Source organism: Neobacillus vireti (assembly GCF_036962345.1).
GTDB lineage: Bacteria > Bacillota > Bacilli > Bacillales > Cytobacillaceae > Neobacillus > Neobacillus vireti_A.
The window spans coordinates 158,577-179,805 of sequence record NZ_JBALNB010000010.1; the positions used below are offsets into that span (position 1 = coordinate 158,577).

Consider the following 21,229-nt stretch of genomic DNA (forward strand, 5'->3'; position numbering starts at 1 on the left):
CCGGTTTTTTTAAATATACTGAAACGGATCTGTATTCACTTCAGAAGGGAATATTTCTACTTCATACCCTGATTCCTTGCACATTTTTGTAAGGGTTTTGGTTACGCCCTTTTTCATGATTTTTTCAACATTATGACCTGGATCAATGATATTTAATCCCTCCATCATAGCATCATGTGCTGTATGATAATAAATATCTCCAGTAACATAAACATCAGCACCTCTAAATTTAGCATGCTTGAAATATTTATTCCCATCCCCGCCTAATACAGCAACCTTTTTTACCTTTGAAGTCAAATCGCCAACCACGCGGACCTTATCAACTTCCAGAGCCATTTTTACTTTCTCAACAAACTCACCTAAAGTCATTTCATCCACAGTTCCAATTTTACCAAGTCCAAGAACCTCGCCTTTATTTTCAATAGGGTAAACATCATAGGCAACTTCTTCGTATGGATGTGCCTTAATCATGGCAGAAACAACCTTTTTTATAAGGTGCTCTGGTACGATTGTTTCAATTCTGACCTCATCCACCGATTCTAGTTGTCCTTGCTCTCCGATATATGGGTTTGTCCCTGCCTCTGGTAAAAACCTTCCCGTTCCTTCGGCAGAAAAAGTACAATGGCTATAATTGCCGATGAAGCCTGCACCAGACTTGCCCAGAGCCTGTCTAATGGCTTCTGCGTGACTTTCTGGTGTATAGATGACTACCTTCTTCAGGTTTGTTTCAAATGTAGGCACCAGTACTTCTGGATTCGCTAATTCTAATGCCTCAGCTAAGAGGTCATTCACTCCACCTGCTGCCACATCAAGGTTAGTATGTGCTGCATAAACCGCTATATCATGCTTTATCAGTTTCTCAATCATTCTCCCCTGCACAGTATCTGTCAGGACATTTTTTAGTGGGCGAAAGATTGGAGGATGGTGGGCAATTATTAACTGTACTTGCTTTTCAATCGCTTCATCTATGACCTCTTCCAAAACATCTAAAGCAATCATAACTTTTTCAATCTTCTTATTCAGCCTTCCAATTTGTAAGCCTATTTTATCGCCTTCCATTGCAAGACCTTTTGGTGAAAACTGTTCGAATAGCTGGATGATCTCATGTCCATTGGCTGTCTTCATTTACCAATACCCCCTCGATAAGAGTAATTTTCTGCAACAGCTCCTGTTTTTTCTCCTCCGTTTCAGCTGACGGAGCCGCACTTTCAAGCTGCTTATAAATCCGATTCCAATTTTTCTTTTCTAAACTCCATTTCTTGTTAAATGCCTCTTCTTTTCTGTGAAGAAGGAAAGGTCCAACCAGAAGACCAGTTTCGAATCGTATGTCACGATAAGGTTTTAAAGGATCTCCCTTTTCTGCCACTAAAATTTCATAAATCTTGTTATCTTCTTCAATGATTTCCTCTGCAATCAGTTCCCAATTATGTTCGACTAACCAACTGCGAATCGCAATTGCGTTAATATTGGGCTGTAACACAAGACGTTTTACCGAACCTAGCTTTTCATTTCCACTTTCTAATATACTGGCAATAAGACTCCCACCCATTCCAGCAATAGTAATACAGTCCACTTCGCCAGGCTGAATTACTTCCAGGCCATCTCCCATTCGTACTGATATCCTTCCTGTTAGACCTTCTGCCTGTACATTTTTTTCAGCAGACTGGAAGGGACCTTTTGCAACTTCTCCAGCGATTCCAAAGGAGATTTGTCCGTTTTTTACTAGATAACTTGGTAAATATGCATGATCGGAGCCTATGTCCGCAAGTCTAGATTCTTTAGGGACATATTTTGCTACCGTTTGTAACCGAACTGATAATTTATCCGTATTCACATCTTTCACCACTTTTTTATTTTGGTTGGTATGTAATGTTTATTGTTAAAATCCTAAAGCCGATTTTAACGTGGAAATAGTTATTTTGCACGTTAAAATTTAGTTTGCTGCTCTTTTCTAATAAAATTATCTCTTTCCTGCATAAGCTGGCATAATTATTAAATTTTGTTTCCAAATAGCAACAAAGTTTAAGAAAAGAGCCTATATAATTACATCCAGTATAAAAAAAGTCCTTTACAGAAGCAAAGGACCTTTTCAGAAAAAAATTATTTAATATTTGCTAACCATTCAGCCATGGCTTCTGATTCTTCAGGTTTAACCATGCCGCCTGGCATAGCTCCTCTGCCCTTTGTAACGACTTCAATGATTTCATCTTTGGATAACCTATCTCCAACACCTTTTAGAGCAGGACCCATTCCACCTTGATATGCGTCACCGTGGCAGCTTACACATGACTTGTAAATATCTTCAGGTGCCCTTACAACCTGTTCTGTCTCTGTACCGCCTTCTTTTTCCTTGGCAAGCTCATCCATATCCCCGAGGCCTTTAAAAGACAATAAGAACATTAGTCCGATACCAAATACAAAGATTAGGATGTACCCCATTACCGGATTTCGATTCATGATTTAACCTCCCTTATGTACGTACAACTGTAAATGAAATAGTCTTCTACAAACAATTACTATTTTACTTTAAAAACGTAAGAAGGAAAAGCCCTAAACTTATTTTGTCGCGATAATATTTAGAAAAATGCCTAAAAAGACTAAATCATATAAGGAGTCAGCCTTTGTATTCTTCCCTAATCATCCCTTTACAACCAATTTAACTGGCAAAAACCTTTCTGTGATTTCAAGGGACATTCTCAAAAATTCCGAAAGCATAAAAAAGCACATCTTTCAACAAGCTTCCTTCATAAAAATACTTAAAAATATTTTTAGTTATTTTTGAATACAAATTTCCTGCTGCCACATATGAAAGATTGTGGATTTCCAAAGAAATAACGCTTTATTCCCAAAATAATTTGTGATAAAAAACAAAAAGAATACTTTTACCTATTTGCAAACTGTAAAACAATTCAGTAAAATAAATACAAATACCGAAAGTGCTTACATTTCCAGTTGGAGTACAAGGTGCTCATCCGGGGCTAGACAAAAAAATAGTTTACCTCTCGTAAGAAGTAAACCATCTTTCGTTTTTTATTCTAAGAAGTCTTTTAGGCGTTTGCTGCGACTTGGATGGCGTAATTTACGCAGTGCCTTTGCTTCAATTTGTCTGATACGTTCACGGGTAACACCAAATACTTTTCCAACCTCTTCTAGAGTACGGGTACGTCCGTCATCCAATCCAAAGCGTAAGCGAAGAACGTTTTCTTCACGGTCTGTTAGGGTATCTAGGACATCTTCCAACTGCTCTTTTAATAATTCATAGGCAGCATGCTCAGAAGGCGAGGTTGCGTCTTGGTCCTCGATAAAATCACCAAGGTGTGAATCATCTTCTTCTCCTATAGGAGTTTCAAGAGAGACAGGCTCTTGCGCGATTTTTAGAATTTCTCTAACCTTATCTGGTGTTAAATCCATATCTTCGCCAATTTCTTCTGGTGTAGGTTCGCGGCCTAGGTCCTGAAGTAATTGTCTCTGTACACGGATAAGTTTATTAATGGTTTCGACCATATGCACTGGGATACGAATGGTTCTAGCTTGGTCAGCAATAGCTCTAGTGATAGCTTGACGTATCCACCAAGTAGCATACGTACTAAATTTAAAGCCTTTACGATAATCAAATTTTTCAACAGCTTTGATGAGTCCCATATTACCTTCTTGAATGAGATCAAGAAATAACATACCGCGGCCAACATATCGTTTGGCAATACTAACTACAAGCCTGAGGTTTGCTTCAGCAAGACGTCGTTTTGCTTCTTCATCGCCTTCCTCAATTCGGTTAGCCAGTTTTATTTCTTCTTCAGCAGAAAGTAAATCTACACGCCCAATTTCTTTTAAATACATACGAACAGGATCGTTTATCTTAACTCCAGGAGGAACGCTAAGATCGTTTAAATCAAACTCATCGTCATCGCCTTTTGCTAATTGCTTAGGATTTGGATCTTCCTCGTCACTTTCTCCTACTAATTCAATTCCTTGATCACCAAGAAATTCATAAAATTCATCCATTTGGTCGGATTCTAAATCAAAATTTGCCATTCTTTCCGCAATATCATCGTAGGCAAGGACTCCGGTTTTTTTACCCAGTACCGTTAACTGTTCTTTTACTTGTTCAAAGGTCAATTCGTTCTCGGCCTCTTTTGAACGGGCTGATTTTTCAGCCATATGTCCCCCTCCTTCCAGAATCAAAGACATTAAAATGGAATCTATAGCGATTTACGCAATTGATTGATTTCAGTAGCAATTGCAGCTGCTTTGCTATAATCACTTTGCCGCTCTGCTTCTTTCAGTTCCACTTCTTTTTCTTTTATCTTTAACATTTTTTGATAATTCAACACCTGTTTGATATAATCATTTAATTCTTGATTGCTCAATTCGTCATTTACTGACATCATTTCAATATCAGCGACTATTCTTCTAAGATTGCTATCTTGAATGTAGGTTAAAAATGCACTAGTATCAGGATTCATATGCTCTTCGTAAAAACCAATTAGATATGTTATTATTGCCTGATGTTCATCAGTGTTAAACATGTTCCCCTGTAATAAGTCCTGAACCTTATAAGCTGTATCCCTATCTTTTAGCATATGGGCAATTAAACACCGTTCAGCTGTAAAATGTGCCTTTGGTAATCTTTTCTCCGGTTTTACAATCATACTTGGCTGTTTGACCGGCTGTGTTTGACCACTTGATTTTCTTTTTTCTGTAAAGAAAATTTGTTTTAGCTGTTGCTGTAATGCTTCTAAAGAAATAGAAAACTCTGAGGCAAGCTGACGCAAATAATGATCTTTTTCTACAGCTTTTGTCAATTTACTTATTTCTCTAAGTATAGTTTCGATATAGGCAAGCCGATCTCCTTCAATTTGAAGATTTTTTCCTCTACGAAAATAAAGAAATTTGAATGCCATCCAGGTAAGACTTGCACTTATAACTTCATTACGAAACTTTTCTGGGCCATTTTTTTTTATATATTCGTCTGGATCAAGTCCATCTGACATCATGGCAACTTTAATGGTACATCCAGCTTCCATTAGCATATTACCAGCTCTATAAGCGGCTTCTATTCCCGCCTTGTCTGAATCAAAACAGATTGTTATGGACTGGGTATTTTGCCGGATTAAGGTTATATGCTCTTCTGTCAAGGAAGTACCCATTGTAGCAATCCCATTTTCCACACCAGATCGATCAGCAGCAATAACATCAGCAAAACCTTCAAAAAGAACAGCTTGCTGCAATTTTCGAATATTCGGTTTGGCCAAATGAAAATTATATAAAATTTTACTTTTATTAAAGATAACCGTTTCAGGACTATTTAAATATTTGGGCTCATCTGCCCCTAGCGCTCTCCCTGAAAAAGCAATCGTTTTTCCATTTCGGTCAAAAATTGGGAACATAATTCGATCTCGAAATCGATCAAAATAAGTTCCATCCCTTTCTCGTTTGATAATTAGGCCCGCTTGTTCCATCAATTCTGGAGAAAAGTCTCTCTTGGTAAGAAATTTGTATACAAAATCCCATGAATTTAATGAATAACCAATCTGAAATTTATCAATCGATTCTCGGGTAAATCCTCTGTTCAGCAAATACTCTAGGGCATGTTGGCCATCTTTTGTGTTTACTAATAAGTGATGGTAAAATTTCTGTAAGAGCTCATGCGCGTCAAGCATAGACTGTATTTCTGGAGAAACACTCTTCCCCTTCCCATTACTTGAGAAGTTTACTTGTAAATCAATATTAGCCTTTTCAGCTAATTTAACGGCAGCTTCTAGAAAGGAAATTCCTTCTAGCTCCATTAAAAATGAGAAAACATTTCCTCCCGCTCCACAGCCAAAGCAATGGTAAATTTGCTTATCGATAGAGACGGAAAAAGATGGGGAGTTTTCTCCATGGAAAGGACACAATCCGAAGTAATTTCGTCCTTGCTTTTTTAGTTGAACATATTCACTAATTAATTCAACTATATCAACAGACTGACGAATTTGATTGATTTTTTCTTCGGCAATCCGTTCTGCCATGAAAACATCTCCAATTGTACTTATTCTTCAAAGAAATCTAAATTCCTGCATTTTTCGACAAAAATTTTGTTGATTTCCTCACTAATTTTCTTTGATCATCAGAAAGCAAGTCCAATATTCTGTGTAACAGTAATATCCCCCTTTGTAGTATGGTTCATGATGAATAAGTCCAAAGCTTCTTTTCTGGAATCAACATTTTTCCATGTTGCATTCGCATATGTAGTTTTATTGTTTCCATGGGGATCACAAGAAGCGATAAAAAGAACTTTCAAGGAAAATGTAGTAGGAAATTCGACATTTTCCTCTTTAACTGGTATGAAACACCATCGACAAAAATAGTTGGAATGCCTTTTGTATAGTAATAATTCTACATCACTCCGCATATTCCTTCTTTAAAGTGATAACTTTTCAAAGTAAAGGTAATTGTCGAATTTTTTTCTGAAGGTTCCCTTGACATCTAACAATAAATAGTTTATTCGTATACATGCAAGTCTAAACCTAAAAGATTCATTTTTATCACAATTTTTTATTATAGTACATTCTTTTAGACATTTCCATACTTTTTTCATTCATTAGAAAACACATAATCTAAGATTATGTGCTAAGCTCTTCTTTTATGAACGTAATTTAAGATAACATTGGCTGTTTCTTCTACTGCCTTATTGGTTACATCTATAACCGGACAATGAATTTTATTTACTATTTTTTCAAAGAAGGTTAACTCATCACGAATTCTTTCTATATTTGCATAGCTGGCCTGATCATTTAACCCTAAGGAAATCAACCGTTCTCTTCTTATGTTATTTAGTTTTTGAGGGCTGATTTTTAGTCCAAAGCATTTTTCTGCAGGAACTTTGTATAATTCCTCAGGTGGATCCACTTCTGGTACAAGAGGTACATTGGCAACTTTTAAACGTTTTAAAGCTAGGTATTGTGACAAAGGAGTTTTTGAGGTTCTAGATACTCCAATTAGGACAATATCCGCTTTTAATATTCCTCTGGGGTCACGACCATCATCATATTTAACTGCAAACTCAATGGCCTCTACTTTTTTAAAATAATCCTCATCTAGTTTTCTTACCAATCCGGGTTCGCACAAAGGGGTTTTCCCGCTGAAGATTTGAATTTGATCCATAATTGGACCGATTAAATCAACTGCATATATTCCTGCTTCATCTGCTTTTTCCTTCATGTAAACACGCATATCTGGTTTTACTAATGTAAAAGCAATCATCGCATGGTCCATCGTAACGAGCGAAATAACTTCATCAATGTGTTCTTTATCCTCCACATAAGGAAATCTTTTCAACGTCATCCCTGACCCATTAAACTGGCTGATTGCCGCTTTTGTAACTAATTCAGCTGTTTCCCCCACTGAATCAGATACCACATATATGACAGGCGTAATCATTCTTCCTCAACAGCTCCTCTGGAAAATACTTTTATTAATGTCTACGTCGGAGTCCTTGGGATGTTGTCCTATCACTCATTCCCCAAGGCAACAAATGCTTTTGTGATATTTGTTTTAGTTATTCTGCCAATTACTTCATATCCATTTTCTGATTGTCTTACAACTGGTAAGGCATCGATTTGTTTTTCAATTAATAATTTTGCAACATCAATTAATGAGTCATCCATTTCACACATTGTTATATTCGGCATTCTCGTCATAATAATGTTGATTGGCAGTGCAGTTAGTTCTTGTTTTCCAATGCTCGCTCGGAGCAAATCCTTTCGTGATAACACACCAACCAAAAGTGAGTTTTGGTCTACAACAAATAATGTTCCCACATCCTCAAGGAACATTGTACAAATTGCGTCATATACCGAAACATTTTCCTTCACAATGATAGGAATGGAATTATAATCTCTCACAAGTATCTTCTGAAGGCTTTCAGTTAAAAGCGCAGTCCCTGATTTCCCAGTATAAAAATACCCGACCCGAGGCCTTGCATCTAAAAATCCAGCCATTGTTAAGATCGATAAATCCGGTCTCAAAGTAGCTCTAGTTAGGTTAAGTTGTTCAGCAATACTCTCCCCAGTAATTGGTCCATGCTCCTTCACAATCTCAATGATATGTTCTTGGCGTTTGGTCAGTTCTATTTTTCTCACCACCATATTTAAACATTTGTTAGAGATGCGGTTCGATCCGCCGCACCTCTGATTTTAAACTTTAAAACATGATCTTTTCTTGAATAAAGGAAACTAATTGGGCGATTGGAACTCGAGTTTGTTCCATGGTGTCACGGTCTCTAATTGTTACCATTTTATCTTCTTTAGAATCAAAATCAAAGGTAATACAGAATGGTGTCCCGATTTCATCATGCCTGCGGTAACGTTTTCCGATTGATCCTGCTTCATCATAGTCTACAGAAAAATGCTTTGCCAATGTTTCATAAACTTCTCTAGCTTCTTCAGAAAGTTTTTTCGATAATGGCAGAATTGCTGCTTTAAATGGTGCCAGTGCAGGATGGAAGTGCATAACGGTTCTAGAAGTTCCATCTTCAAGTTGTTCTTCGTCATATGCATCAATTAAAAATGCCAATGTTACCCGGTCAGCACCAAGTGAAGGCTCGATACAGTAAGGTATATATCTTTCATTTGTCTCTGGGTCGATGTAGTTGAAATCTTCTCCAGAGAATTGCATATGCTGCTTCAAATCATAGTCTGTCCGTGAAGCTACTCCCCAAAGTTCTCCCCATCCAAATGGGAATTTATATTCAAAGTCAGTAGTTGCATTACTATAATGAGAAAGTTCATCTTCTGAATGATCGCGTAATCTTAAATTCTCCTTATTTAACCCTAATGAATGAAGCCATTTCTCAGCAAAGTTCTTCCAGTAATCAAACCATGTAAGCTCTTCGCCCGGCTTACAGAAAAACTCAAGCTCCATTTGTTCAAATTCACGGGTACGGAAAGTGAAATTTCCAGGAGTGATTTCATTACGGAAACTTTTTCCGATTTGCGCAATACCAAAAGGTAATTTCTTTCTCATTGTACGTTGCACATTTTTAAAGTTTACAAAAATACCTTGTGCTGTTTCAGGGCGCAGGAAAATTTCATTGGCACTAGACTCCGTTACTCCTTGGAACGTTTTGAACATTAAATTGAACTGACGAATGCCGGTAAAATCATGACTGCCACAGTCAGGACAGGCAATATTATGTTCTTTTACCAGCTCTTCCATCTTATCAAATGGAAGCCCATCAACAATCATCTCTACTCCCTTTTCATCTAAAGCATTTTCGATCAGCTTATCGGCACGATGTCTAGCTTTACAGTTTTTACAATCCATCATTGGATCATTGAAGTTACCGATATGTCCGGATGCTTCCCATGTCCTTGGATTCATTAAGATACTTGCATCTAGTCCAACATTGTATGGTGACTCTTGCACAAACTTCTTCCACCAAGCTTGCTTTATGTTGTTTTTAAATTCGACTCCTAAAGGGCCGTAGTCCCATGTATTAGCCAGACCACCGTAGATTTCTGATCCTGGAAATATAAAACCTCTGTGTTTTGCATGAGAAACTATTTGCTCCATTGATACTTTCATTTCTGTTACTCCTCCTTAATAAAATAAAAAACTCCCATCCCTATGCTTAAATTAAGCATAGGGACGAGAGTTACCCGCGGTTCCACCCTATTTGCCGCTCTAAAAGCAGCCTCTTTTATGTGTTAAACACATTAATTTGCTCAAGAACGCCTTCCTTAGTGCCCTATACCCTAGCTTACACCATCCTAGGTTCGCTTTTATAGTAACTTGCTAAGTACTCTTTTCCATCATAGCAACTATATTATTACATCACATATTATCGAAATCTAAAATAAAAGTCAATAAACTCCTAAAATTGATTTCGAAATTTTTCCATTGACTGAAGAAATTTTTTAGATTTTAAATAAAGTCCTGAATATTCTTCATAGTAAGCAGAAATGATGGTTTTTAATTCATCCTTGGTTTCCTGTTTTACGGAGATATTACCTAATCTCGACAGATCAAAATAATAAAATAAACGTAATAATTTTACAGATGATGGCGATAATTTATAATGGTATGGATCTTTGCCCAAACACCGTTGACATATAAACCCACCTTCACGGATGGAAAAAGAAAAAAGTCCGTCTGTGCTGCCGCAAACGGAACATTGGTTTAATGTGGGATACAATCCCAGCACATTTAGCATTTTCATTTCATAAATATTAGTTAGGATATCTGGATCATATCCTTCATTCATATAATTAAGAGTTTGAAAAAGCAGTTCGAAATGAAATGGGTTTGGTTTTTTATCGTCAGTAGATTTATCTGTTAATTCAACGATATAACTAGCATAGGCAGTTAAAAATATATCTTCACCTATTGCCCGAAAGCTGGTAATCATTTCTCCCTGTTGAACACTGCCTAGTCCACTGCTTCTTTGGACTAAAAAATACCCGTGAGTAAAAAGCTGGGTAATGGAGGAAAGACGGCTGGTTGGCTTTTTAGCCCCTCTTGCCATAACGCCGATCTTTCCCCACTCTCTTGTATAAAGAGTAATAATTTTATTGGTTTCACCATAATCTGTAGTCCTAATGACGATGCCTTCGCATTTTTGAAGCATAGCTGTCACCATCCCGATACATTAGACAAACTTATGAAACGGGAAAATCCATTTGCGCTAGATCTTCATTCTGATTTCCGGGTATTTCTTGGTTTTCCTTCTCGAGCTCTTTAAAGAGAAGATAAGTGTCAATATTGCCTGTCTGTAGGAATACTTTCCACGTAAAATCCATCATCGAAAACCCCACCTTTCATGATTTAGACTAGCCATTTTAAGAATCCCAAACCTTACAATTATCATAGCCTGCCTAAGCAAAAATCATAAGACGAAAATATTGTTAATGTTGTCCATGCATAATTTCACAAGAAAGTTAATAGGTTATTTAGGGTGTATATAGAAAAGCGGAAGCGCCTTCGGAACAAGCAAAAAGCAGCTTGTTCCTGCGATGATTATCCTAAGGAGCTTTCCTTAGTGTACAGCCTCGACAAGCATAAGACGAGCCGGCAGGAAGGTTGCTTTTTAACCTTCATGACGGATTGGCTTATGACCATAGAGGGGCTAGGCGCTGTAGCTAGACAGCACGTATTAGTATTCATCTTCGTTAAAGCCAAAATCGCGCAGTTGGGACATTTTATTTCGCCAATCCTTTTGAACTTTAACCCAAAGTTCTAAGAAAACTTTTGATCCTAGAAGATTCTCAATATCCACTCGGGCGCGCTTCCCGATTTCTTTGAGCATACTTCCTTGTTTTCCAATAATGATGCCTTTTTGAGAGTCTCTCTCCACAATAACTGTAGCCATAACATGGATGATATCCTTTCCCTTTTGCCGTTCCATTTTATCAAGTACTACGGCAAGCGAGTGAGGAATTTCTTCACGTGTTAAGTGCAGCGCTTTTTCTCGAATTAACTCGGTGATAATAAATCTTTCTGGGTGATCGGTTACCTGATCTGCCGGATAATACTGGGGTCCCTCCGGTAAATAGACTTTAATTTGTTCAAGTAATCTCTCAACATTATTCCCCTCAAGTGCGGATATAGGAACAATTTCTTTAAAGTGATATTTATCTTTATAAGATTCAATAAGCGGTAATAATTCATCTGGGTGTATTTGGTCAATTTTATTTATAACAAGAAAGATTGGTGTGTTAACGGTTTGAAATTTTTCCAGAATAAATTCTTCTCCACGCCCAAAGCCTTCCTCAGCATTTACCATAAATAGGATTAAATCAACTTCTTTTAATGTGTTTTGGGCAACCTTCATCATAAAATCGCCAAGTTTATGCTTCGGCTTATGAATCCCTGGTGTATCTATAAAAACCATTTGGGTATCGTTTAATGTTAATACACCCTGAATTTTATTACGAGTTGTCTGAGGTTTATCGCTCATAATAGCAATTTTCTGACCAATAACTCGGTTTAGAAATGTTGACTTTCCTACATTTGGGCGTCCTATAATTGAAATAAAACCAGATTTAAATCCTTTATTTTCATTACTCAGCATGTAAATCCTCCATAGTAAAGGCACCTGGAAGTAACTCAGCAACAGTAGTTTCTAATGTTTCACCTTTTAAGTTGGTTAGAACGACCTTCATGTCCCCAGGACACAGTTCCGAGATTACCTGACGGCATGCTCCACATGGTGAGCAGGGACGATCGGTATCAGCGACAACGGCAAGCATTTTAAAATCTCGATCACCTTGAGAATACGCACTAAATATTGCAGTACGTTCCGCGCAATTGCACATGCTATAAGCGGCATTTTCTATATTACATCCATGATATACTTTTCCATCTGTTGTTAATAAAGCTGCTCCTACCCCAAATTTAGAATATGGAATATATGCTTTTTCTCTTGCTTTCTTTGATTCTTCGATTAATTTCTCGATGTTCAAAAGTTCAATCTTCCCTTCCAGCAATTATTCTGCCGCTTTCTTTATTTTACCCTAAAAATGTCACAAAATCATCACTTGTAGCGAAAAAGTAATAAATAAATTTGAATTTTCTCAAAAGTCAACTAATTTACCTTTTTCAGCTACTAGTTGATAAATTATTGTACCGGATTTACAATTCCATTTCAAATTGCAATAAAATAAACTGTTAATACCCATCTTAGAATATGAGGTACAAAGATGATTACCCCAATGATTACTGCAGTGAGCGCGTAAATAAAAACAGCACCGGCAGCTAAATCTTTTGCTTGTTTAGCAAGGGGATGATACTCTTCTGTAATCAAATCCACTACTCGCTCGATTGCTGTATTTAGTAATTCTAAAGAAAAAATTCCGCCAATTGCAACAATGACAAATAACCATTCTAGTTTACTTATTGAAAAAAAATACGAGCAGCAAATTACACCTATCGAAACCAATAAATGGATACGCATATTTCTTTCTGTCCAAAGGGCAGTCTTTATGCCTGTCAGAGCATAAGAAAAAGATTTCAATAATGAAACTGCTTTATCGTGTGAGTCCATATTCATCTAAAATTTCCTTCTGTCGCGAAAACATTTTTTCTTCCTCCGCTTTTTCCATATGGTCATATCCTAAAAGATGGAGGAAACCATGCACACACAAAAAGCCCAGCTCTCGATTAAATGAATGTCCATACTCTTTTGCCTGTTCTTCTGCCTTCGGTATGGAAACGATTATATCCCCCAATATTCGAGGAATCTCAGCTCCTATCAATTCAATTTCTCCCTCTCCCAGCTCTTCCATTGCAAATGAAATAACATCCGTAGGAGCGTCTTTATCTCTGTATTCACGGTTAATTTCATGAATTCTTTCATTGGAAACAAACGTCACAGATACTTCACTTTGATCATCCACTTGTTCTTGATCTGCAGCAAAGTTTAACAGCTTTTCAATTTCTTCCATTTGTTCATTCGACAGCTGATTGGTTTCATCAACTAAATCAATCATCAATTTGTTCATTCTTGCACCTTCTTTGTCATTTCTGGATATTCAATCCTGGAGTGGAATATTCCTTTTAAGGTTTCACAAAAAGAGTGGGTGACAGTCTCTAATTCTTTCAAAGTTAAGTCACATTCATTTAATTGCCCATCCTGAAGACGATCCGCAACAATCTTTTTTACCAGTGTCTCAATGGTTTCAGGAGTTGGCTGACTAAGGGATCTTACAGCAGCCTCCACACTGTCAGCAATACCGACAATGGCTGATTCTTTCGATTGTGCCTTCGGACCCGGATACCGGTAATCCTCTTCCTTAACCTCTTCTCCAGCTTGTGCAGCCTTATGATAAAAGTATTTCAGCAAGGTAGTACCATGGTGCTGCTCGGCAATATGGATGATTTCCTTTGGCATATTGTATTTCTTTAAGATAGCGGCCCCATCGGTTACATGTGAAATAATAATATTAGCACTTTTATCAGGCTGTATGCGATCATGTGGATTTTCAAGATGCATTTGATTTTCGATAAAAAAGTTTGGTCGTTTTGTTTTACCAATATCGTGGTAATAACACCCTACTCTTGCTAACAATCCATTTGCCCCAATTGCCTCGCAGGCAGCCTCCGCAAGATTGGCCACCATCACACTATGGTGGTAGGTTCCTGGTGCTTCCATTAGAATTTTCCTTAGAAGTGGATGATTAGGACTCGACAGCTCTATCAATTTCATTGTGGATAGAATACCAAAGCTTGTTTCAAATAATGGTAATAGCCCCATCGTCAGTACAGCAGAACTGATTCCTGAGAAGATGGCTGTTAAGATATAATACCCATATTCCAACCCAGAAAATTGTCCATTTGGCAAAAACATAAGTGCCCAAATTGTAAATAGATTCACAGCCGCAGTAAAAGAGCCTGCCTGCAGGATTTTTGATCGCTGATTCTGATTGCTTAAAAAGAGTACACCTGCAAGAGCACTAAACAGAATATAAATTCCGACAGAAAAGTTAAGCGTACCAGAAACCCCTTCATTAAATAGTACACTTCCAAAAATAGATAAAATGATCGATGAAAGAATCGCTAGTTTCTCATCTATTAATATTTTTAACAACATCCCGCCCATAGCCGCAGGAAATAAGTAACCAATACCCGAGTAATTAAAAATTTGCAGCATACTGATGATTTTCAGGATAAAAAACGTCAGGAGAAAAATAATTACAAACAATAGAAAATTCGTCTGCCTCTTCTCTGGCTGCTCCTTTACCTGATAAAAATAAAAATAAATAGAGCTCAATATAATTGCTAGCAGGATTATCAATCCAATAAAAGGTTTATAAGATTGTTTATTATCCAATAAACCAACTAATTCAAGTTGTCGATATTCTTCTTGTCGGATTAATTTACCTTCTTCGACAATAATTTGACCTTGTAGAATTTTTACTGGTTCAACTGATTCACCTGCTTGTTTTCGCAGTTCTTCCGTTGCTTCCGGATCATAAAACTCATTTTGAATGACAGCGTATCGGCCTAATTCAATGGAGGCATTCTTTAAATCACCATTCAATGTGGTAAACTTTAATTCTTCTTCTAAAGTCTTTTTTGCATTTTCAACATCATCCGCTGAAATTCGTTTGTTCATTACATTGTTAATAGCCGTTACCGTTAAGTCTTTAGCAATTGATAATTCATCATTACTGGCTTGTACAAGTGCGGTAAACACACGTTCAGATAGGTCCTTTGTGACACGATCCGTTAATTTCTCTTTAAGCATGGTTACTTCTTCTTCAACCGTTGGTACGACAAACCCTAAAGGGTCTTCATCGATTGGGCTCTGTTTTTCCGCAGTATCCTTTATTTCTTTATTCACTTCAGAAGCAGAGTCAAAAATAGAGGTTATTAAATCTACCTGATTGGAGGAATATTCTTTTTTTAATGTATAAACGTCCTGCACATGATCCAATGCTTCTTGCCGCTTTTTTTCGGTACTAATTTTATCTTCAACGGTTGCCGGTGAACGAATGGTCTTCTCCGCTACTGTTAACAGACTTATATCAAGCTTCTCGGGCTTTACATTCCCATACAATGAGGAAAATAATATGACTCCTAGAACCACAAAAACTACCACTCTGAAGAAGGTATAATCGAGAAGCTTTTTTATTTGCATTAAATACTGCTGTATTTTTTTCAACCCTATTCCCCCCAAAAGCACCAAAAATAAACCTTTGTCACTTATGTAAATCTGCTTAGTAAAATGATAACAGTTTTTTCCTGAAGTTTCACCTTCTATTAGCAGAGCGGACTTTTTCAAAGTATTTAATAGGAATACATGGCAAAGGGATAAACCGATTAAGCGGTTTATCCCTCATTTATTACTTTAATTTGGGAGTGGTTTCTTTTCATATGCCTCAATGATTCTGCCCACTAATGGATGTCTGACAACGTCACTTTGTTCTAAGAAAATAAAGGAAATTCCATTGACACCCAATAATATTTTTTCTGCTGCTATTAGGCCTGACTTTGCACCTTTCGGTAAATCAATTTGCGTTTGGTCCCCAGTAATAACCATTTTTGAACCAAAGCCAAGGCGTGTTAGAAACATCTTCATTTGCGCATGGGTAGTATTTTGTGCCTCATCTAATATTACAAAGGCATCGTCTAATGTCCGGCCCCTCATATAGGCAAGCGGCGCAATTTCAATTGTTCCGCGCTCAATTAATCTTTGAGTGTGTTCTGAACCGAGTATATCGTTCAGTGCATCATATAGAGGGCGTAAATAAGGATCCACCTTCTCTTTTAGATCACCTGGTAAAAAACCAAGGCTTTCTCCTGCCTCGACTGCCGGCCTGGTTAAAATAATCTTATTTACTTGTCCGTTTTTTAACGCATTGACCGCCATTACAACGGCTAAATATGTTTTGCCTGTTCCGGCCGGCCCAATTCCAAATACCAAGTCATTTTGGCGGATGGCCATCACATATTGTCTTTGTCCAAGTGTTTTAATTCGAATAGTTTTTCCTTTTACGTTTTTTGCAATTTCTTCGTCATAAAGATTCGTAAAGTAATCAAGTGTTCCTTTTTGAGCCATTTGAATCGCTGACAAGACATCCCTTTGGCTGATGGTTACACCCTTTCGGATTACAAAAATAAGCTTATCAAGAATTTGACTAGCAAGTACTACCTTTTCCTCTTCACCTGATAAACTGACCGATTCGCCACGGGTGACAATAGATACTTCAAGCTCTTCTTCTATTATTTTTATATTGGCATCTGCGTTGCCCAGGAGAGCAATCGCCTCGTTTGGATTTTCTAGTTGCACATTTATTGTTTTAAGCTTAACTGTCATTCAGGAGTCTCCTTAGGTATTGGTTGTCCAACCGCAATATTTTCGATTATCTTAAAATGAATATCTAGGATAACTTTACCATTTTTCAACTCTTTGTGTAAAATTTTTTCATCTTTGATTATAGCTTCTTCATCCAATCCGGTTTTTATTTTATTTTTTGCTAATTCCAAAGCAATTTTTTCAGCTTCCTTGGTACTATATGTCCGAGTTGTCTCTTCACGGGCCCGTAATGTTTCATTGCTAAATGATATTGGCAGCTCCCATTTAAGAAAATTTATCTTCTTTATATTCTTTTCTGCCTCATATTCTTTAAATTCCGGATCTCCAAATCCCCAAATTGGAATCTCTAGATTGCCGATAATGAGAGAATGTTTTTGCTTTTCTTGACCGTTGAATACAAAGAAATTGGTTATTAGCGGCAATTCCACATGGCTTTTATACCATGTTTCCCCCCAAACCTCACCCACTGCTGCTACTTGCTGTGTTTGCCCTTCCTGACCTATGACACCCGAAACGAGTAATTGCCCTGCCTCCACATGGTCATTAATATCGACAACCTTCTGTCCCGTTTCTACAAACATGGAAGCAATAATGGCCTTCTTTTTTGCAACAAGGTTTCTAGGCTCCAGTTGTTCAGGCTTTTCGGGCTCCTTCTTCTCAACCACTTGAAGCTGGTAGGTTGTCCCTTTTAATTCCACACCAACCCAGGTGAGGCTGCCGATTTTATTGGTCAATTCCCTTTGAATTCCTTCTACATTATCAACAAAAAATTGAATTTTACCTACCTTTACCCCCATCTTGTCCAATTCTTTGCGAATCTGATACTCCGTTGCAGGCTTTGCTCCTTTGATATCGATTCCCCAAATAACGTTGGATAAGAACATGATAAGTAAGAAAAATAAGAGGGCTCCAGCAATAAACCCGCTATTTTTCAATAATCGCTTAAATAAAAAAGGCATTCCTGCCCTTTTTAAAAACGAAATGGAGCATTCCCTCTCTCTTGCGTAATGTCTTATTTTCAACGCGTCAGCAAGTCTCATCGTAAAGGTGATCGTTTCCGTCCCATGTCTTTTCACATTCCAAATCATTAAGCCATTACGAGTTAGGACATTTAAAAATCTTTCTATACCTCTTCCAGATACTTTAACAGTTACCCTGCCAGTTAAAAATTCGATCCATTGGTTTTTCATTTTGCTCCTCCTGGATTTTCATTTATATAAAGGACCTGATCAATTTTTCCTTCAAGCAAAATCTCTTCAGGTAAAATGGTCTTTATCACGAAAGATTTCCCTTTTATTTGCAATTGGCCCTGTTTTAACAAGAGACGTAATTCTTTATCTGTAAAGGTAATCAAACCCCTGTGATTCTCTATATATATATGGATTTGCCCTATCATTGTAATACGGGGTAAATCCATCATGACATCTTGAGGAAGATCCATTTTTTGTGCCATCCAGTTCCGGACACGCAGGCCCCATTTTTTTGCCATAAAAAAAGAACCCCCTTTCATCTCAATTTTATGAAATGAAGGAAGGTTCTAGCACTTCTTTTTCTTTTAATGCGTACGATTTGAAATAATTAATTTAGCCTTTTCTTGGAATGTACGGTTTTTTAGCTCGCGGCTCACCTAAGATTTCCGCCCAAATAATCCCATTAATGATCGTTTTTTCATCTGGTTTTTCTAATGTATTATCCTCTGTTTTAACTTCCAATCTTGAGGCTGTAATGGGCTTAACAGGCTCTACAGGCCTGCTTGGTGAAACAGATTTCATTTGTTGATATGTTTCCTCTATATTTTGAAGTTTCTGCAACACGGGCTCACCAGTAGAAATTGGTTCTGTTTTTCTGGGGAATCCCCCCATTTGTTGTTCAACCCTAGTGCGAAAATCATCAAATCCTTTTGCCGTGAAAGGTTTTGTCGGCCCGTTACCTTTACCCTTCGATTTCCCGAAAAGGGTTGAAAGAATACCAGCGATAATTAAAAATAATATGGTTTCCATGCCTCAACCTCCTTCTAAGGAAGATTACTGGTCATCTTTTTTCTCACCCGTCATCTTTCCTATCGATCCACGCATATCCGTATCTGCCGAAATATTTTTATAGTTCATATATTCCATGACACTAATATTGCCGGATTTCAATGCTTCTGCCAGGGCTAGCGGCACCTCTGCCTCTGCCTCAACAACCTTAGCTCTCATTTCTTCTACTCTTGCCTTCATTTCCTGCTCCGAAGCAACAGCCATAGCCCTGCGCTCTTCCGCTTTTGCTTGGGCAATTTTCTTATCTGCTTCCGCTTGTTCCGTTTGCAGTTCAGCACCGATATTTCTACCTAAATCAACATCGGCAATATCAATTGATAGAATTTCAAAGGCGGTACCAGAATCTAATCCTTTAGCTAAGACTGTTTGCGAAATCAGTTCAGGGCTCTCGAGTACTTTACTATGGTCTTCAGATGAACCAATCGTTGAAATGACCCCTTCCCCAACACGAGCGACAACAGTATCTTCACCGGCACCACCAACTAGGCGATCAATGTTTGCTCTTACCGTAATTCTCGCTTTGGCTTTTACTTCAATACCATTCATGGCAACACCTGCAATAAAGGGTGTTTCAATGACTTTAGGGTTAACACTCATTTGTACAGCTTCTAATACATCACGGCCAGCCAAATCAATTGCAGCACAGCGTTCAAATGATAACTCTATGTTTGCACGATGGGCAGCAATTAAAGCATTGACCACTCGATCCACGTTCCCGCCTGCTAGGTAGTGACTCTCAAGCTGGTTCGTTGTTACATTTATTCCAGCCTTATGCGCTTTAATAAGCGGATTCACCACTCTGCTCGGAGTAACCCGTCTAAGTCTCATCCCTACTAATGTAAAGATACTAATTCTAACCCCTGCAGCCAATGCTGAAATCCAAAGCATTACCGGAACAAAGGATAATAATATTCCAAGGAAAATTAACGCTACCACGATTATTCCAATCATAAATAAACTTCCACTCGTTAATTCCACAGCACTTACCTCCTAATAACTAATTTACTTTTCTGACTACGATCCGTACTCCTTCAACCTTGATCACATTGATTTTAGCATTTTTGTCAATGAAATCGCCTTCGGTTACAACATCGATTCTTTCATTATTTATAACTGCTGTTCCTGACGGTCTTAAGACTGTCAATGCGATTCCTTGTTTCCCTATTAAATCCGTTCGATTCACATTAGAGACATAACCATCCTCTTTCTTCGCTGCATCAAACAGAATCATCCGATTAAATAAGACGATTTTTTTACCTAATACCTTTACCATAACTATTAACAAAGCAATTGAAACGCATATAGAAATAAAAATGGATATTCCGATACTCAATGGATTTTCTCCTGCTAAAAACAGGCTAGCAATTAGTGCAGCTAATCCCAGTGTACCCGAAATGGCTCCTGGAAGAAAAAATTCCAAGAAAATAAGCATAATTCCAAGCGCAAATAACATAATCGTACCGAAACCAGCAAGACCAGCTTGAAAATGTCCATAAAAGAATAGAAGTAATGCAAACAATCCTATAAATCCTGATATACCAAACCTTGATGAAAAAAGCTCATAAACAATTGCTGCCCCTGCAATGGTTAATAACAATGTTACAACGATTGGGTCTGTGAGAAACTCAATCATGGTTACCCTCCCTTCCTCTAACACCAGTAATACGTTTCATTTCCATATAAGTTTCAATCCCAACAAAATTAAAAACCGCAAGCATACGCTCGCGGTTTTGGTTGTCAGAATAATTATGAAAGGTGTTGTTGTACAAATTTATTTACAAGTGAACCGTCTGCTTTACCTTTTACTTTAGGCATAATCGCAGCCATCACTTTTCCCATATCCGCTTTTGATTTTGCACCGACTTCAGAGATTGTTTCTTTAACAATTTCTGACAACTCTTCTTCGGAAAGCTGCTTCGGTAAATACAGTTCGACGATAGCCAATTCTGTACGCAATTTATCAACAAGATCTTGACGACCTGCTTTATCAAATTCATGGAGGGAATCTTTGCGTTGCTTTACTTCGCGAGAAAGGATTGTTAACTCAGTATCTTCGGAAAGTTCTTTTGTTCCAAGCTTAATCGCTTCATTTTGCAATGAAGCTTTTACCATCCGAATCGTTGTGAGTTTGTCTTTTTCCTTATTTTTCATCGCTTGTTTCATGTCACTATTTAAACGCTCGAGAAGACTCATCAATTACACCCTCTCTTAGAACTTACGTTTTCTTGCAGCTTCAGACTTTTTCTTACGCTTTACACTTGGCTTTTCGTAGAATTCGCGCTTTCTTGCCTCTTGTAAAGTACCAGTTTTTGATACTGTACGTTTGAAGCGACGAAGAGCATCTTCAAGCGATTCGTTTTTCTTAACGACGGTTTTAGACATTCTCTTTCCCTCC

24 protein-coding genes and 1 other annotated feature are annotated in these 21,229 nt (G+C 37.6%); all 24 genes read right to left on the bottom strand.

Annotated elements, in window-relative coordinates:
* Positions 1 to 9: 9 nt before the first annotated feature.
* The 24 genes from V7108_RS12930 to rpsU all read right to left on the bottom strand — a co-directional run bounded on the left by V7108_RS12930 (position 10) and on the right by rpsU (position 21,216).
* Positions 10 to 1,125 (bottom strand): Nif3-like dinuclear metal center hexameric protein, encoded by a 1,116-nt coding sequence (locus V7108_RS12930; RefSeq protein WP_335568461.1) that lies wholly within the window; start codon positions 1,123 to 1,125, stop codon positions 10 to 12.
* Positions 1,103 to 1,834, bottom strand: coding sequence for a tRNA (adenine(22)-N(1))-methyltransferase (locus V7108_RS12935; protein ID WP_335510529.1), 732 nt, complete (start codon positions 1,832 to 1,834; stop codon positions 1,103 to 1,105). The genes V7108_RS12930 and V7108_RS12935 overlap by 23 nt, the downstream gene beginning before the upstream one ends.
* A 266-nt stretch (positions 1,835 to 2,100) precedes the next feature.
* Complete coding sequence (gene cccA, locus V7108_RS12940; protein WP_335568462.1) at positions 2,101 to 2,457, bottom strand: cytochrome c550; 357 nt, start codon at positions 2,455 to 2,457, stop codon at positions 2,101 to 2,103.
* A gap of 573 nt (positions 2,458 to 3,030) precedes the next feature.
* Complete coding sequence (gene rpoD / locus V7108_RS12945) at positions 3,031 to 4,158, bottom strand: RNA polymerase sigma factor RpoD (protein ID WP_335510533.1); 1,128 nt, start codon at positions 4,156 to 4,158, stop codon at positions 3,031 to 3,033.
* 41 nt (positions 4,159 to 4,199) lie between these two features.
* Entirely contained in the window at positions 4,200 to 6,008 is a 1,809-nt protein-coding gene (gene dnaG, locus V7108_RS12950) for a DNA primase (RefSeq protein ID WP_335568463.1), read from the bottom strand.
* Positions 6,009 to 6,106: 98 nt separating this feature from the next.
* Positions 6,107 to 6,391 carry a DUF188 domain-containing protein gene (locus V7108_RS12955; RefSeq protein WP_335568464.1) on the bottom strand — a complete coding sequence of 95 codons (285 nt, stop codon included), beginning with the start codon at positions 6,389 to 6,391 and terminating at the stop codon, positions 6,107 to 6,109.
* Positions 6,392 to 6,609: 218 nt separating this feature from the next.
* Entirely contained in the window at positions 6,610 to 7,419 is an 810-nt protein-coding gene (locus V7108_RS12960) for a pyruvate, water dikinase regulatory protein (protein WP_335520196.1), read from the bottom strand.
* 71 nt (positions 7,420 to 7,490) lie between these two features.
* The gene (locus tag V7108_RS12965; RefSeq protein ID WP_335520199.1) at positions 7,491 to 8,126 is read right to left on the bottom strand and encodes a helix-turn-helix transcriptional regulator; all 636 of its coding nucleotides are present in this window, start codon (positions 8,124 to 8,126) and stop codon (positions 7,491 to 7,493) included.
* A 55-nt stretch (positions 8,127 to 8,181) separates the two neighbouring features.
* On the bottom strand, positions 8,182 to 9,564 hold the full coding sequence (locus V7108_RS12970) for a glycine--tRNA ligase (RefSeq protein WP_335568465.1): 1,383 nt from the start codon (positions 9,562 to 9,564) through the stop codon (positions 8,182 to 8,184).
* 56 nt (positions 9,565 to 9,620) lie between these two features.
* Positions 9,621 to 9,804 (bottom strand) — a binding site (T-box leader).
* Between the two features lie 49 nt (positions 9,805 to 9,853).
* Positions 9,854 to 10,606, bottom strand: a complete 753-nt coding sequence (gene recO, locus V7108_RS12975; protein ID WP_335568466.1) for a DNA repair protein RecO — start codon at positions 10,604 to 10,606, stop codon at positions 9,854 to 9,856.
* A gap of 31 nt (positions 10,607 to 10,637) precedes the next feature.
* Positions 10,638 to 10,781, bottom strand: coding sequence for a YqzL family protein (locus V7108_RS12980; protein WP_075686228.1), 144 nt, complete (start codon positions 10,779 to 10,781; stop codon positions 10,638 to 10,640).
* A 350-nt stretch (positions 10,782 to 11,131) separates the two neighbouring features.
* Entirely contained in the window at positions 11,132 to 12,049 is a 918-nt protein-coding gene (gene era, locus V7108_RS12985) for a GTPase Era (protein ID WP_335568467.1), read from the bottom strand.
* On the bottom strand, positions 12,039 to 12,440 hold the full coding sequence (locus V7108_RS12990; RefSeq protein ID WP_335518020.1) for a cytidine deaminase: 402 nt from the start codon (positions 12,438 to 12,440) through the stop codon (positions 12,039 to 12,041). Before V7108_RS12990 ends, era begins: the two co-directional genes overlap by 11 nt.
* Before the next feature lie 182 nt (positions 12,441 to 12,622).
* Positions 12,623 to 13,027, bottom strand: a complete 405-nt coding sequence (locus V7108_RS12995) for a diacylglycerol kinase family protein (RefSeq protein WP_335518017.1) — start codon at positions 13,025 to 13,027, stop codon at positions 12,623 to 12,625.
* The gene (gene ybeY / locus V7108_RS13000) at positions 13,005 to 13,478 is read right to left on the bottom strand and encodes an rRNA maturation RNase YbeY (RefSeq protein ID WP_335518013.1); all 474 of its coding nucleotides are present in this window, start codon (positions 13,476 to 13,478) and stop codon (positions 13,005 to 13,007) included. The genes V7108_RS12995 and ybeY overlap by 23 nt, the downstream gene beginning before the upstream one ends.
* A complete protein-coding gene (locus V7108_RS13005) occupies positions 13,475 to 15,640 on the bottom strand; it encodes an HD family phosphohydrolase (RefSeq protein ID WP_335518010.1) in 2,166 nt (721 codons plus the stop codon). The genes ybeY and V7108_RS13005 overlap by 4 nt, the downstream gene beginning before the upstream one ends.
* Positions 15,641 to 15,826: 186 nt before the next feature.
* Positions 15,827 to 16,795: a PhoH family protein gene (locus V7108_RS13010; RefSeq protein WP_335518007.1), complete on the bottom strand. Its 969-nt coding sequence runs from the start codon at positions 16,793 to 16,795 to the stop codon at positions 15,827 to 15,829.
* Positions 16,792 to 17,985: a sporulation protein YqfD gene (yqfD, locus tag V7108_RS13015; protein ID WP_335568468.1), complete on the bottom strand. Its 1,194-nt coding sequence runs from the start codon at positions 17,983 to 17,985 to the stop codon at positions 16,792 to 16,794. The genes V7108_RS13010 and yqfD overlap by 4 nt, the downstream gene beginning before the upstream one ends.
* Complete coding sequence (gene yqfC / locus V7108_RS13020; protein ID WP_335518001.1) at positions 17,982 to 18,284, bottom strand: sporulation protein YqfC; 303 nt, start codon at positions 18,282 to 18,284, stop codon at positions 17,982 to 17,984. The genes yqfD and yqfC overlap by 4 nt, the downstream gene beginning before the upstream one ends.
* Before the next feature lie 94 nt (positions 18,285 to 18,378).
* Complete coding sequence (locus V7108_RS13025) at positions 18,379 to 18,795, bottom strand: hypothetical protein (protein ID WP_335568469.1); 417 nt, start codon at positions 18,793 to 18,795, stop codon at positions 18,379 to 18,381.
* 24 nt (positions 18,796 to 18,819) lie between these two features.
* Positions 18,820 to 19,785 carry a flotillin-like protein FloA gene (gene floA, locus V7108_RS13030; protein ID WP_335518026.1) on the bottom strand — a complete coding sequence of 322 codons (966 nt, stop codon included), beginning with the start codon at positions 19,783 to 19,785 and terminating at the stop codon, positions 18,820 to 18,822.
* Between the two features lie 46 nt (positions 19,786 to 19,831).
* Positions 19,832 to 20,467: an NfeD family protein gene (locus V7108_RS13035; protein WP_335517994.1), complete on the bottom strand. Its 636-nt coding sequence runs from the start codon at positions 20,465 to 20,467 to the stop codon at positions 19,832 to 19,834.
* 113 nt (positions 20,468 to 20,580) lie between these two features.
* Positions 20,581 to 21,027 carry a GatB/YqeY domain-containing protein gene (locus V7108_RS13040; protein ID WP_335517993.1) on the bottom strand — a complete coding sequence of 149 codons (447 nt, stop codon included), beginning with the start codon at positions 21,025 to 21,027 and terminating at the stop codon, positions 20,581 to 20,583.
* 15 nt (positions 21,028 to 21,042) lie between these two features.
* Positions 21,043 to 21,216: a 30S ribosomal protein S21 gene (gene rpsU / locus V7108_RS13045; RefSeq protein ID WP_075686208.1), complete on the bottom strand. Its 174-nt coding sequence runs from the start codon at positions 21,214 to 21,216 to the stop codon at positions 21,043 to 21,045.
* Positions 21,217 to 21,229: the final 13 nt, after the last annotated feature.

Excerpts from the sequence above, each read along its gene's own strand:
- V7108_RS12930 (WP_335568461.1), bottom strand. The coding sequence starts at position 1,125 with ATGAAGACAGCCAATGGACATGAGATCATCCAGCTATTCGAACAGTTT.
- cccA (WP_335568462.1), bottom strand. The coding sequence starts at position 2,457 with ATGAATCGAAATCCGGTAATGGGGTACATCCTAATCTTTGTATTTGGT.
- rpoD (WP_335510533.1), bottom strand. The coding sequence starts at position 4,158 with ATGGCTGAAAAATCAGCCCGTTCAAAAGAGGCCGAGAACGAATTGACC.
- dnaG (WP_335568463.1), bottom strand. The coding sequence starts at position 6,008 with ATGGCAGAACGGATTGCCGAAGAAAAAATCAATCAAATTCGTCAGTCT.
- V7108_RS12955 (WP_335568464.1), bottom strand. The coding sequence starts at position 6,391 with ATGCGGAGTGATGTAGAATTATTACTATACAAAAGGCATTCCAACTAT.
- V7108_RS12960 (WP_335520196.1), bottom strand. The coding sequence starts at position 7,419 with ATGATTACGCCTGTCATATATGTGGTATCTGATTCAGTGGGGGAAACA.
- V7108_RS12965 (WP_335520199.1), bottom strand. The coding sequence starts at position 8,126 with ATGGTGGTGAGAAAAATAGAACTGACCAAACGCCAAGAACATATCATT.
- V7108_RS12970 (WP_335568465.1), bottom strand. The coding sequence starts at position 9,564 with ATGAAAGTATCAATGGAGCAAATAGTTTCTCATGCAAAACACAGAGGT.
- recO (WP_335568466.1), bottom strand. The coding sequence starts at position 10,606 with ATGCTTCAAAAATGCGAAGGCATCGTCATTAGGACTACAGATTATGGT.
- V7108_RS12980 (WP_075686228.1), bottom strand. The coding sequence starts at position 10,781 with ATGATGGATTTTACGTGGAAAGTATTCCTACAGACAGGCAATATTGAC.
- era (WP_335568467.1), bottom strand. The coding sequence starts at position 12,049 with ATGCTGAGTAATGAAAATAAAGGATTTAAATCTGGTTTTATTTCAATT.
- V7108_RS12995 (WP_335518017.1), bottom strand. The coding sequence starts at position 13,027 with ATGAATATGGACTCACACGATAAAGCAGTTTCATTATTGAAATCTTTT.
- ybeY (WP_335518013.1), bottom strand. The coding sequence starts at position 13,478 with ATGAACAAATTGATGATTGATTTAGTTGATGAAACCAATCAGCTGTCG.
- V7108_RS13010 (WP_335518007.1), bottom strand. The coding sequence starts at position 16,795 with ATGACAGTTAAGCTTAAAACAATAAATGTGCAACTAGAAAATCCAAAC.
- yqfD (WP_335568468.1), bottom strand. The coding sequence starts at position 17,985 with ATGAAAAACCAATGGATCGAATTTTTAACTGGCAGGGTAACTGTTAAA.
- yqfC (WP_335518001.1), bottom strand. The coding sequence starts at position 18,284 with ATGGCAAAAAAATGGGGCCTGCGTGTCCGGAACTGGATGGCACAAAAA.
- V7108_RS13025 (WP_335568469.1), bottom strand. The coding sequence starts at position 18,795 with ATGGAAACCATATTATTTTTAATTATCGCTGGTATTCTTTCAACCCTT.
- floA (WP_335518026.1), bottom strand. The coding sequence starts at position 19,785 with ATGATTGGAATAATCGTGGTAGCGTTAATTTTCCTTGGAATATTATTA.
- V7108_RS13035 (WP_335517994.1), bottom strand. The coding sequence starts at position 20,467 with ATGATTGAGTTTCTCACAGACCCAATCGTTGTAACATTGTTATTAACC.
- V7108_RS13040 (WP_335517993.1), bottom strand. The coding sequence starts at position 21,027 with ATGAGTCTTCTCGAGCGTTTAAATAGTGACATGAAACAAGCGATGAAA.
- rpsU (WP_075686208.1), bottom strand. The coding sequence starts at position 21,216 with ATGTCTAAAACCGTCGTTAAGAAAAACGAATCGCTTGAAGATGCTCTT.